General features: G+C 67.8%; 7 protein-coding genes. 6 read left to right on the forward strand and 1 reads right to left on the reverse strand.

What is annotated here, in order from left to right; genetic code table 11:
• Positions 1–7: 7 nt before the first annotated feature.
• The 6 genes from B3098_RS14290 (at position 8) to B3098_RS14315 (ending at position 11,891) form a co-directional block, all read left to right on the forward strand.
• Positions 8–2,275: an FdhF/YdeP family oxidoreductase gene (locus B3098_RS14290; RefSeq protein WP_286897215.1), complete on the forward strand. Its 2,268-nt coding sequence runs from the start codon at positions 8–10 to the stop codon at positions 2,273–2,275.
• Positions 2,276–2,493: 218 nt separating this feature from the next.
• Positions 2,494–3,948, forward strand: a complete 1,455-nt coding sequence (locus tag B3098_RS14295; protein WP_286897217.1) for a peptidoglycan recognition protein family protein — start codon at positions 2,494–2,496, stop codon at positions 3,946–3,948.
• Positions 3,949–3,974: 26 nt separating this feature from the next.
• Complete coding sequence (locus tag B3098_RS14300) at positions 3,975–5,999, forward strand: C1 family peptidase (protein WP_279975921.1); 2,025 nt, start codon at positions 3,975–3,977, stop codon at positions 5,997–5,999.
• Positions 6,000–6,021: 22 nt separating this feature from the next.
• On the forward strand, positions 6,022–8,841 hold the full coding sequence (locus B3098_RS14305; RefSeq protein ID WP_286897218.1) for a PAS domain-containing protein: 2,820 nt from the start codon (positions 6,022–6,024) through the stop codon (positions 8,839–8,841).
• 26 nt (positions 8,842–8,867) lie between these two features.
• Entirely contained in the window at positions 8,868–10,532 is a 1,665-nt protein-coding gene (locus B3098_RS14310; protein WP_286897219.1) for a CHAT domain-containing protein, read from the forward strand.
• Positions 10,533–10,565: 33 nt separating this feature from the next.
• A complete protein-coding gene (locus B3098_RS14315) occupies positions 10,566–11,891 on the forward strand; it encodes a hypothetical protein (RefSeq protein ID WP_286897221.1) in 1,326 nt (441 codons plus the stop codon).
• 13 nt (positions 11,892–11,904) lie between these two features.
• Here B3098_RS14315 and B3098_RS14320 read toward each other — a convergent pair whose 3' ends face one another.
• Complete coding sequence (locus tag B3098_RS14320) at positions 11,905–12,681, reverse strand: fused MFS/spermidine synthase (RefSeq protein WP_286897222.1); 777 nt, start codon at positions 12,679–12,681, stop codon at positions 11,905–11,907.
• Positions 12,682–12,763 lie beyond the last annotated feature (82 nt).

Below are 12,763 nucleotides of genomic sequence, written 5' to 3' on the forward strand. Positions count from 1 at the left end.
GATCCGCATGTCCCAAGGCAAACCCACTGGCATCCACCGCTACGACGCCCCGGCGGGCGGCTGGGGCGCGTTGAAGGCGACCGCGCAGGCGGTGGCCAACCAGATGCGCATTGCCGAAGCGCCCGTGCTGCTCTTGCGCACCAACAAGCCCGACGGGTTCGACTGCCCCGGCTGCGCCTGGCCCGACAAGGCGCATACGTCCACGTTCCAGTTCTGCGAAAACGGCGCAAAGGCCGTCACGTGGGAAGCCACCCGCAAGCGCGTGACGCCCGAGTTCTTTGCCGCGCACACGGTGACCGAACTGCTGACCTGGACCGATCACGACCTGGAGAACGCAGGCCGTCTGACCCATCCGCTGGCGTACGACGCTGCCAGCGACACCTATCAGCCCATCGAATGGGACGCCGCGTTCGCGCGCATCGGCCAGACGCTGGCCAGCCTGCCGGACCCGGACATGGCCGAGTTCTATACGTCGGGCCGCGCGTCCAACGAAGCCGCGTTTCTCTTCAGCCTGTACGCCCGCGAATTCGGCACCAACAATTTCCCCGACTGCTCCAACATGTGCCACGAGGCCACCAGCGTCGGGCTGCCCAAGGCCATTGGCATCGGCAAGGGCACGGTGTCGCTGGACGACTTCGACGAGTGCGACCTCATCATCTCGATGGGGCACAACCCCGGCACCAACCATCCGCGCATGATGGGCACCCTGCATGAATGCGCGCGCCGCGGCGTGCCCATCATCGTGTTCAACCCGCTGCGCGAGCGTTCGCTGGAGCGCTTTGCCGATCCGCAGGACCCGATCGAGATGGGCACCTTCGGCTCCACGGCCATCGCCTCCACGTACTACCAGGTCAAGGTCGGCGGCGACGCCGCCGCGCTCAAGGGCATCATGAAGGCGCTGATGGACGCGGACCGCGACGGGCGCAACACGCTCGACCACGAATTCATTTCGAGGCACACGAACGGCTACGAGGCCTTCGCGCAGGACCTGGACGCCACGAGCTGGACCGACATCGAACAGGCCAGCGGACTGCGCCGGCGCGACCTGGAGCTGGTGGCCGAGGCCTATGCGCGTTCCAATGCCACCATCGTCACGTACGGCATGGGCATCACGCAGCACGAAAAAGGCACGAGCAACGTGCAGCAGATCGCCGCGCTGCTCTTGATGCGCGGCAACTTCGGCAAGCCGGGCGCAGGCATCTGTCCCCTGCGCGGGCACTCCAACGTGCAGGGCAACCGCACGGTGGGCATCACCGAGAAGATCGACAACACCATGTTCGACCACGTCGAGCAGACCTTCGGCTTCCGGCCTCCCAACCGCACCGGCCATGATGCGGTCGAAGCCATGAAGGCGATGGCCGCGGGCCGCGCCAAGGCGCTGATCTGCCTGGGCGGCAACTTTGCGATTGCGCTGCCCGATACCGAGACCTGCGAGCGCGGCATGCGGCAACTGGATCTGGCGGTGCATCTGAACACCAAGCTGAACCGCTCGCACCTGTTGATCGGCAAGGCGTCGATCATCCTGCCGGTGCTGGGCCGCACGGAGAGCGACGTGCAGGCCGGCGGCGCGCAATCGGTCACGGTCGAGGATTCGATGTCGATGGTGCATGCCTCGCGCGGCAAGCTGGTTCCCGCCTCGCCGCACCTGCGTTCGGAACCGGCCATCATCGCCGGCATGGCGCAGGCGACGCTGCCGAACAGCCGCGTCAACTGGGCGCACCTGATCGAGGACTACGACCGCATCCGCGACCTGATCGAAAAGATCTACCCGGATTTCCGCGACTACAACGCACGAATCCGAATTCCGGGCGGCTTCCGGCTGCCGCTGCCGCCCACCGAGCGCATCTGGAAGACGGCGTCGGGCAAGGCGGAATTCATTCCGTTCGCGGGTTTGCGCGAAGATCCGGATATCGTCGAAGGCAACATCCTGCGGCTCACCACGCTGCGCAGCCACGACCAGTACAACACGACGATCTACGGCATGGACGACCGCTATCGCGGCGTGTTCGGCCGGCGCGACGTGCTGTTCATGAATGCCGCCGACCTGGCGCGCTACGGCATTGCGCACGGCGACGAGGTCGAGATCGTCACCAGCCTGCCCGGCCAGACGCACCGGCGGCTGCGGCTGACGGCCATCCAGCATGACATCGCGGCGGGCTCGGTCGGCGCCTATTACCCGGAAGCCAATAACCTGTGCCCGCTGGATTACCAGGACTCGGCAAGCGGCACGCCCAGCTACAAGTCGATTCCGGTGCGGATCCAGAAAGCGGCCTGAGCGCCGCCGCATGCCCCCGGCCGCCGCGCCTCATCCCTCTGGACGAGCGCAAGCGGGGCCGGATGATGCGTAAGCACCATTGCAAATTCAAGGATTAATACTTTCGGATACTAGCAAGGCGGATGAGGTCCGCATATATATCCCTCCAATGGGCGCCGCATCATCGTCGTCATGTCGTCTTGCCAAGAACATCCGCGCCCGTTCCCAGGAGACCATCAATGGCACGATGTCCTTTTGCGACGTGGCGGCCCATATCGGGTTCGTGCGGGCCTCATCTTGGCGGCCCCTTCAAGATCGTCCATCACACCACCGAAGGCAGCACCGCGCAGGGCGCGATGGACGCGTTTCGCCGCAACCGCTCCGACCCCCACTTCACGGTCGACGCCACCACCATCTTCCAGCACGTCGACACCGCCGAAGGCGCGCGAGCGCTGCGCAACGATGCGGGCGGCGTGCAGACCAACCGCGATTCGGCGGTGCAGATCGAGCTGGTGGGATTCGCGCATCTGCCCAAGGACAGCCGCGCGCTGACCAACGTGGCGCGCCTGTGCCGCTGGATCGAGGAACAGCACGGCATCCCGCGCAAGTGGCCGTCTGGCCGCCCGCTGCCAGCCAAGAACGGCAAGGATCCCGGCGGCCACAACCGCGACCCCGCCATCTGGGATTCGGCCAGCGGGCATTTCGGCCACTGCCACGTCCCCGAAAACTCGCACTGGGACCCCGCTTATTCCGCGGCGGAAGCGGACTTCATCCTGGCCGCCACGTTTTCCGAGGACGGCGCGCTGGTGTCGCCCGCCCCGCCGCCGCGTCCGCCCGCGCGCCGTGCATCCAAAAGCGCCGCGCCCACCTCGACCATGCCGGACCACGGCGTCAACGCGGTTGGTATCCACGGCTACCTGAACGATCTGGCGGTGCAGACGCTGGAGCCGCCCGGCATGCCCGTCGCGCGGCGGCGCGCGCCCGCCAAGCGTTCTGGCGCCGTCTTGCGTGCCGGCGCCGCGGGCAAGACCGCACGGCAGGCGCCGCAGGCCAGCATCAACGCCGGCAGCGTGCTGTCGTTTGCGGCGGGCCTGCAGGAGCAGGAACGCGGCGACGTGTTGTATTCGCTGCAGCTGGCGCAACGCGCGGCCAGCGCCGCGCATGACAGATTCACCCAGTCGCAGGCCTGGTATCAGACCTACGTGGAAGTGCTGGAGAACCTGGGGTGGACGAGCGGACAGATGAGTTTCACCCATCACGAGGAAGACGAGCGCGAGTTCCGCATGGACCAGGTGGCCGTCGATCTGCTGCTGGCCGTCGCGCGGCGCGATCAGCTGGCGGTGCTGGACCAGGCCGTGACCGCGCTGGGCCAGCTGGCCGAAGACGACGACACCGTGAAGCTCTTCGACTTTCACGCGTCGTCGCAGTCGGGCGGCAACTTCCAGCTGGGCGCGGTGCAGCGCGATCGCGGCGGCGGGCTGTCGATGGCGCTGGGCGCCTACTACTTTCGCGCCGTGGACAGCCGCAAGCGTTTCCTGTTTGCGCAGTGGGGCGCGCGCCAGGTGAACTTCTGGGCCTGCGCGCAGCGCCTGACGCTGAACGCCGCCCTGTATGAACAGCTGCGCGACGACGTAGAGGCCAAGCTGGCCGCCGACGCGCCGCGCTACATCGCCAGCTTGAAGCTGGCGTCCTAGCCGGCCGCCGGCATTGGGAGAACGACATGGCGACCCGAAAGGCGGCAGCGCGCACGGCGGCCAAGCCCGCGGCAAAGAAAAAGCCCAAACGCGTGACGCAAGCGTCCGCCCCGGCGCCGGAAGATCCGCCCGCGAAGGCCCGCAAGCGCCGCAAGCAGGATGACGCCCCGGCCGCGCGGCTATTTGAGCGGTCCGCCAAGCCCGATGCCTTCGACGCGCGCGACATCCTGTTCCGACCCAACATTTCCGTCACGCCCAAGGCAGAGATGATCCCCGTGATGGGACTGACGGTGAAGCACCAGGGCGAAACGTCGGCCTGCACCGGCTTTGCGCTGTCCACGGTGGTCGAATACCTGCTGCGCAAGTCCGAGCGCGACTCGCGCCCCGCCATTTCGCCCTACATGCTGTATTCCATGGCCCGGCGCTATGACGAGTTTCCGGGATCGGTCGACGACAGCGGCTCCAGCCTGCGCGGCGCGTTGAAGGGCTGGTTCCGGCATGGCGCCTGCGCGCAGGGCCTGTTCCCCACCATCGACATGCCGCCTGCGGCCAAGCGCCCCGAAGACGACTGGTGGCTGGACGCCGTGAAGCGGCCGCTGGGCGCCTACTACCGGATCGACACGCGCAGCATCGTGGAAATGCACGCCGCGCTGAACGAGGTCGGCATTCTGTACGCCAGCGCGGGCTGCCACGACGGCTGGGACGACGGGCACGGCGTCACGCCGCACGACGACGAGCCCACGCCCGTCACCCGGCCGTTCTGGGTCATTCCGTCCACCGGGCAGGACATGGCGATGCAGGGCCACGCCTTTGTCATCGTCGGCTACACGCAGGACGGCTTTCTGATCCAGAACTCGTGGGGCGAGGAATGGGGCACGCACGGCATGGCCGTGCTGACCTATGACGACTGGCTGCGCAACGCAATGGACTGCTGGGTGGTGCAACTGGGCGTGGTCACGCACGAGCACGAGCGGATCGCCAACAGCATCAGCCTGCGCACGGAAGGTCAGAAGGTGACGCTGGCGGCGGGCAAGGTGCTGCGCGACCGCGAGCTTACGCCCTTCATCGTCAACGTCGGCAACAACGGCAAGCTCAGCAATAGCGGCGCCTTTCGCACCACACAGGACGACCTGCGCGCCATCGTGGATGTGCACATGGGCGCCGCGCGCGAACGCTGGAATCTGAAGGACAAGCCGATGGATGTCTGCGTCTACGCGCACGGCGGCCTGGTCGGCGAGAACGACGCGGCCGAGGCCGCCGCCGAATGGATTCCGCTGCTGTACGACAACCAGATCTTCCCCGTCTTCCTGATGTGGGAAACGGACTTCATCAGCACCGTGAAGAACATCATCCGCGACGCGGCGAGCAATGTGCCGCGCACCACCGGCGGCATCGGCGAGCGGCTGGAACGCTGGTGGAACCAGCGGCTTGAACGTTGGCTGGCGCGCCCCGGCACCGTGATCTGGGGCGAGATGAAGCAGAACGCCGAAGCCATGAGCGAGCCGGCCGTCAATGGCGGCGAAGAGGCCGCGATGATCCTGCTGTACAAGCACTTCAAGACGCATGTTGCGCGCGGCCGCGTGCGCCTGCACATCGTGGGCCATTCGGCGGGCGCCATCGTCGCCAGCCACTTCGTCAAACGCCTGACGGCCGACGGCGGGGAACTGGAATCGCTGAGCCTGATGGCGCCCGCCGTCACGATGAAGACCTTCCAGGACCTGGTCGTGCCACACCTGGGCAGCCGCGTGAAGCGCTATCAGCAATTCCATCTGTCGGATCGCGCCGAAGAAGACGACCCGACCTGCGGGCCGTACCGGCGCTCGCTGCTGTACCTGGTCAGCGAATCGTTCGAAGGCGGCACCACCACGCCGCTGCTGGGTATGGAACGCTACTTTCGCGAGGCCGCCATTCCGTGCGATGCGGTCCACGTCTCGCCGGCCGGCAGCCCGTCCGCCACCGCCCGCGTGGCGCCGGTGGCGTCCAGCACGCACGGCGGATTCGACAACGACAAGGGCACGCAACAGCAGGTCATCGCGTTCATCAAGCGGTGACGGCAGGTGAAGAGGTCTTGTCATGACAGAGATGGAACCCTATCGCGACGCCCCGGCGCTTCCCCGGGACGCGGCGCTGCGCGAGTTTTCCCTGTTTGGCGAGCCCGCGGAGGTTGCGCGCGTGCTGTCCCAGGTCGGCGTGCCTTGCCTCGTGCTGGCCGCCACCGGCGAGATCGTGGCGGCCAGCAGCGTCCTGCCGCTGGCGCGCGATGCGCTCGTCGGCCGCCACGTCAGCCAGGTCTACGGCCTTGCCAAACCGCTGCGCATGGGCGACGGCGCCGTCGACGTCGTGTATCGGCGCCCCGGCGGCGCGCGCGTGCCCGCGCAGCTCATCCCGCTGTGCACGCTGGACAGCGGCGAACTCATCGTGCTGGTCAATGACGGCTCGCCGTTCCGCGACGCCGAGGCCCACCGGTTCGAGCGCACGCCCTACGCGGTGTTCCGGCTGGACATTCAAGGCGTGATCCGCTTTGCCAACCCCGAGGCGGCGCGCACGCTGGGCCTGCCGCGCGACGCGCTGTGCGGCACCCGGCTGGCGGCGCATTTCCGGCCGTCCGACGGCGGACCGGTGCAGCGCGCCATCCTGCGCTGCATCGAGGACACGGAAGGCGATGCCATGGTCGCCGTGACCATCGCCATTCCCGTCCCGGACGACGCCGACCGGCAGTTCGAGCTGGTCATGACGCCTGATCCCGCGCCGAACGGCCAGTTGCTGGGCGTGATTGCCGTCATCCAGTCGCGCACGCTGGAATCCGCCCGCGACGAGATCCGGCGCATCGCGCTGGACCCGGCAATTGGCGGCTGGCGCGCCAAGCTGGACCGCATCCTGGAGCAGATTCGGCGTCTTATCCCGTTCGAACACGCGGTGTTCGGCATCTATGGCAACGACGTGTCGCTGTTTCGCGCGATCGCGGTGCGCCCGGAAGGCGTGGAGCTGTGGCCCGCGCGTTGGATGGACTTGCCGCCCACGATACGTGCGTTCCTGGATTCCGGCCGAACGTGGGTCGACGAGATCGGCGCGTTCGTCCGCGAGAACATGCCCGAGCCCGGCAACGAGGTCGTGCGCTGCTACCAGGACCTGGGCATCGAGGCCTCGGTCACGCTGCCCGTAACACGCCCGGACGGCTACAGCTCGGCGCTCAGCCTGTGCTCGCGGCAGCCGGGCGCGTATGGGGAGCCGCAACTGGAAATGCTGCGCACGCTGGACCTTGAACCCGTGCTGATGCGCTTTGAAAAGGAACGCGACGACGAGCGCGCCGAGTTCGCGGATTCCCTGCGGCGCAAGGTGATGGCCGCCGCCTCGCTGCGCCAGGCGGCCGATGAGATCATCGTCCAGCTCGCACAGCATTTCTCGTGGGACCACGTGGCGCTGTACCGCGTCAACCGCCAGGAGAACCGGTTCGAGGTCGTCACGCAGCACAGCCTGGCGCCCGCTTATGAGCTGCCGCCCGGTTATCAGCAACCCACCGACAAGGGCATGCTGGGCGCGACGCTGGCGCAGGGGTGCCTGCTGGCGGTGGACGACATCGGCAACCCCATCTACGCGCAGCACGGCTATGGCGGCCCGAAGCGGCCGCTGCGCTCGGCCATGACCGTCCCCATCCATCTGAACGGCCGGATACGGTGGCTGCTGGACGTGGAGTCCTCGGTGTCGCATGCGTTCAAGGGCCCGGATATCGACGACCTGATGCAGATCATCGCGTCGCTGGAAGAAGGCCTGGCCCAGCATCTGCTCAGCCAGACCAAGCAAAGCCTCATGGCGGAAACCGAGCAGGCCGTGGTGTTTGTGGGACGCGAGGGCGCCGTCATCGAGATGAACCGCGTGGCGACCGACATGCTGGGCGCGGAACCGCGGCGCGGACGCAGCCAGACCGAATCGCCGTCGATCACCGATTACGCCATCGCGGGCGACGAAGCGACGCTGGGCGTGTTGACCTCCACCTTTACCGTCAAGCGCGAGCGTATCGAACTGCTGGACAGTACCGGCCAGCCGCGCTCCGTGCTGGCCACGCGGACCGACCTGGATCCCAGTCTGGACATGTCGATCTGGTTCTTCACCGACATCGCGGATCTGGGCTGGGCGCGCGACCTGCGTTATCTGCGCGAGACCGTGGCCGAAGTGGCCCGGCAGACACGCACCTCGTTGTCGCTGGCGTGCAGCCTGACGTCGCAGACCGTGCTGCTGCACGACGACGCCCGCCAGGGCACGCCGGCGGACGTCGTTGCGGCGCAGGCGCAGGATCTGAGCCAACGCATCGTGGCCGAGATCGGCAAGGCCGACATTACGTTCGAGCGGCTGGCCGGCGCCAGCGAATCGCGGCGGCGCACGCGCGCCATGCATAGCGACGTGGAACTGGGCGCGCGCCTGCAGGAGGTGGTGACCGCCTTGCCCGCGCGCGATCAGCGCCGGATCGCGTTCACGAACCACTCGCCCTCGCGCGACGGTCCGACCGTGTCGGGCGATGCGCAGGCGCTGTCCGCGGCCTTCCGGTCGATGATCGATTACCTGCTTCGCTGCCGCAACGCAGACGACGCCCGCGTCACGATCGACCTGGACACCGGGCCGGACGGCTGCGAGATCCGCTTTGGCTTGAGCGAGGAGCAGGTGTGGGAGTCCGACCCGCCGGTGCACGCCGTGCCCGACGACGCGCTGCTCAACGCCGAACGCGCGGCGCACGACGGCGCCAGCATCGCCATCACCCAGATCCAGGAAACGGTGATCGACCACGGCGGCGCGCTTGTCACCGACCCGCCGCTATCGGATGCGCCGCCGCAGGCCTACGAGTCCGTCACGCCGCCGTGGCGCGCGTTCACGCTGATCCTGCCGCTGCGCGCCGGCTAGGCCATCGGGATCATGGAATCGCCATCATGGAACAAGACGCCGCCGGACCGAATTTCATTCTGCTGGCCAGCATGAACGACGAGCACGAGGACGACTGGGCCAACAACCTTGCCCAGTTGCATCGCCTAGTCCAGCAGTACCCCGCGATTGCGCCGTTCGTCGGCGCGGAGCTGCGCCGCCGCACGTCGCTGGAAAGCGCCAAGACGCAGCTCGAATCATGGGACATGTCCACGCCCCGCATCGAACCCCGGCTCGTCATTATCGACGCCCGGCTCGGCTCCACGGCCAGCAAACGCGGCAAGCCCGGCGCGGCAGCCGTGGAACTGCTGGAATGGATCGCCGCGCGCTCGTCGGTCCCGCTGCTGGTGCTGGCGGTCGACCCGCCCGAACTGGTGCAGCGCTATGTGCTGGAACGTCCCCAGGTCTTCATGTGGACCAACGATGCGAAGGCCAACGTCAACAGCGGCGCGGAAGTCGCCACCGTGCTCACCTGCCTGACGCCGCTGGCGCCCAAGCGCCGGCGGCGGCTGATCATTCGCGTGGGCGAGCACTCGATCACCTACCGCATCCAGATGGGACGCCACGAGTATTCGTCTCAGGACATGCCGTACAAGGAGCGCGACCGCATCACCGCGCTGGTGGGCCGTATCGAGACCTTCAGCCCCTATCTGGGCGAGACCAAGGCGCCGCAATGGCTGAAAGACCTGAGCGGCGTGGGCGAGGATGTCTTCAGCGCCATGGTGACCCACAGCCTGGGCGCGCCGGTCGCCAAGCTGATCCAGCGGGCGCGCGACGAGGAGGTGTCGCCGGGCGCGGGGGCCTTCGCGGGTCTGGACCTGCGCTTTGAATTCAACCTGGCCAGCCAGGAGGTGTCGCGCCTGTTCAACCTGCCCTTCGAGATGGGCCGCGAGTTCGGCGCCGACAGCGGGCGTTACCTGTGTTTGGAACTGCCGATGGCGCGGCGCCTGCATCTGGACGGCATGGCGCCCGCGCCGCGCTGGGAGCCGGACGCGCGCACGCCCGGCCAGCCGGTGCGGATGCTGTTCATGGACGCCAGTTCGGTGTTTGGCACCGTCACCTTCCGGCGCGAGGACGGCGGGCCCGCGCTGCCGGCGATGGAGTTCGGGCCGCTGCAATCCGTGGCCAAGGAGCGCGAGCACCTTGCGGAACTGGCCGCGCGCGCGCCGGGGCACCTGATCATCGACCACGTGCGTGCCGCCGATGAAGGGGGGCTCGTGGGCGCGGACCTGCAACGCCGCATCGAAGACCGCCTGCGGACGGGCAACTACGACATCTTTCACTTTGCCGGCCATTCGGTGTCCGAAGGCGAAAGCACGATGCTGGTGCTGCCAGGCGAGGACGGCGAGGCCTGGCAATTGTCGATCCGGCTGATCGGGCAGTGGATGGAGGCCGGCAAGTGCAAGCTGCTGGTGCTGTCTTCGTGCAGCGGCGCGTCGGTGCGCACCGCGCTGGAGGTCATGCGCGCGGGCGCGGCCGGCGTGCTGGCCTTTCGCTGGCAGGTCGAGGAAGAATCCTGCGCCCGCTACATCCAGCGCTTTTACGACGTGTACCTGGATGCGACGCAGCCCAAGGACCTGGCGGAGGCCTACCGCTATGCGTGCAAGGCCGCGCAGGGCGACGCGGGCGACCTGCCGACGTGGGCATCGGCAATGGCCATCGTGCGCGACTGAGCGGGCGGCGGTCCCGCGGCACAAGGAGCTGACATGGACGGAATATTCGGCATGCTGCGCGGCATCGGCGGCAAGGCGGCTGGCGGCGACGGCGCGGGCGCGCTGCTGCCGACCGTGCCTGCGGGACGCAACTTCTACGCGGAGATCGAGCCGCCCGGCGGCACGCCCGCGCTGGCTGCGGGCATGGACGGCGCCGCCTTCGTGCCCGGCCAGTGCTACTTCAGCGTCCGGCTGGTCGAAATGCGCCTGTGCGACGCGGGCACCTATCTCAGCCAGTTCCTGCCGCTGTGCACGTTCTTTCTGCGCTACGGCGCTGAGGGCACCCGGCGCGAGATTCCCTACATCGTCGGCTACGACCTCATCCAGCAGGCGCTGGGCGCGGCGGCGCCCGACGCCGGGGCGCGCCGTGTCGCCTTCCGGGATGTCTATGTTGCGCGCAACGTCCCGTACGCCAGCGATGGATTGGAGATGTACGCGGCGCTGTGCCGTTTCGCCGACAGCAGCCTGTCGCGCGGCATCCTGGATTTCGTGTCCACCGCGGTCACGATGCTGGGCGGCCCGGTCGGCGGGGCGATCGTCAAGACAGGCGAAAGCCTGCTCACGCCGCTCGCCAAACTGTTCGGCACCGACGGCGTCAGCGTGCGCTTTGGCGTGTACGATGGCGACGCATTGCGGCGCAGCGGCTACCGCGTCCTGGCGGGCGCGGATTCGCAGGACAAGCTGTCGGGGCTGCAACTCGTCGATGGCGTGCTGCACCGCCAGAACGGCGCAGGCAAACCGGAGCCGGTCAACGACGTCGATTATCTGGTCCTGGCCTTTGAGCAGCGCGCGACGCTGGGCGCGGACATGTTCGCCGCGGCCACCACGCTGCCGTTCCATCATCTGTGGAAGGACGTCTCCAAGGCGCTGATCGGCAACGACGCCACGGCCGCCAGCGCCGCGTACCAGTCCCTGTTGATAGCGGTGGCGGAATCGCCGCTGCTCATCGACGCGGACCGCTTCGCGCTGCTGACGGCCTATGCCGCGCAGCGCGGCGCGTGGGAAGCCGCCAGCGAGCGATCCGGCCTGCGTACCCGCAGCGGCGGCAAAAGCCTGGCCACCGCGATGACGGACCGCGTCAACGCGCGGGGCAAGGCCGATCCGGTGGCGGAGCTGCTGAAGGCGGCCAAGAAACACATCACGCCGCCGCCCGTCCCAACAGAAGAAACCGGACCCAAGGTGCTGGACGACGACGCTGTCGCGCAGACGGTGTCGAACCTGACGAAAACACTCGCCGAGAAAGGTGGCGCGCAGACGCCCGGCGCCCTGTCGCGCGCCACCAGGGAGCTGCTGTCAATCATGCTGAGCGATTCGGCATAGCGCATCGCCAGAATCAGCGCAGTTCCAGCGTCGCCCCGATCACGCGCATCGTCGGCATGAGCTGGCGCCAGGCATCCTTGGGCATCGTGGCTGGCCGCGTAAGTTGCGCAGCCGCCGGGTTGTCCAGCAGGTTGCCCTTGCAGGCGAACACGATGCTGTTGGTCATGTCGTCGTCGACCACCTCGAACATCGACGAGCCGAACGCGTCGCGCACGCGGTCCAGGTATTCGTGATGCATGGGGTGGTTGACGTGGAAGTTGATCACCAGGATGCCGTCGTCGCGCAGGGCCCGATGGCAGTCGGCGTAGAAGCCGGCGGAACACAGGGCATCCGGAATGCCGCCGGCCACGAATCCGTCCAGCAGGATCACATCGGCGGCGTCCGTCAGCCCGGCAAGATGCTGCGCGGCATCGGCCTGGATGACCTGAAAGCGCGCGCTGTCCGGCGGCACCATGAAGGCGTCGCGCAGCGCGATGACGGCGGGATCGATTTCCACCACCGTGACGTGCGCCCCCGTCAGATAACGGTGGCAGAACTTGGGCAGCGATCCGCCCCCCAGTCCCACCATCAGGATGTCCGCCGGCTCCGGCTTGAACAGCACGAAGCCCATCATCATCCGCGTGTATTCGATTTCGAGCGCATCCGGATTCAGCAGCGACATGCTGCTCTGGATCTCCTGCTGCGTGAAATGCAGGGTGCGCCGGGTGCCAGCATTCTGGATGAAGGGCCGGTGGGGGGCCGCCGGCCCGTCGGAAACGGGCGAATCGGCGGGAACGGGAACGTCGGACATGGGCGCAGGGTGCAAAGCGAAAGATTCGCAGAAGATACCACTGCCACGCCCCCGCGGCCCGCGCCGCGGGATCGGCGTGTCA

The sequence above is a fragment of the Achromobacter sp. UBA2119 genome (assembly GCF_002331005.1).
Classification (GTDB): Bacteria; Pseudomonadota; Gammaproteobacteria; order Burkholderiales; family Burkholderiaceae_B; genus Achromobacter; species Achromobacter animicus.

Coding starts and splice junctions, on each gene's coding strand:
- B3098_RS14310 (WP_286897219.1), top strand. CDS start 8,868: ATGGAACAAGACGCCGCCGGACCGAATTTCATTCTGCTGGCCAGCATG.
- B3098_RS14295 (WP_286897217.1), top strand. CDS start 2,494: ATGGCACGATGTCCTTTTGCGACGTGGCGGCCCATATCGGGTTCGTGC.
- B3098_RS14305 (WP_286897218.1), top strand. CDS start 6,022: ATGACAGAGATGGAACCCTATCGCGACGCCCCGGCGCTTCCCCGGGAC.
- B3098_RS14320 (WP_286897222.1), bottom strand. CDS start 12,681: ATGTCCGACGTTCCCGTTCCCGCCGATTCGCCCGTTTCCGACGGGCCG.
- B3098_RS14300 (WP_279975921.1), top strand. CDS start 3,975: ATGGCGACCCGAAAGGCGGCAGCGCGCACGGCGGCCAAGCCCGCGGCA.
- B3098_RS14290 (WP_286897215.1), top strand. CDS start 8: ATGTCCCAAGGCAAACCCACTGGCATCCACCGCTACGACGCCCCGGCG.
- B3098_RS14315 (WP_286897221.1), top strand. CDS start 10,566: ATGGACGGAATATTCGGCATGCTGCGCGGCATCGGCGGCAAGGCGGCT.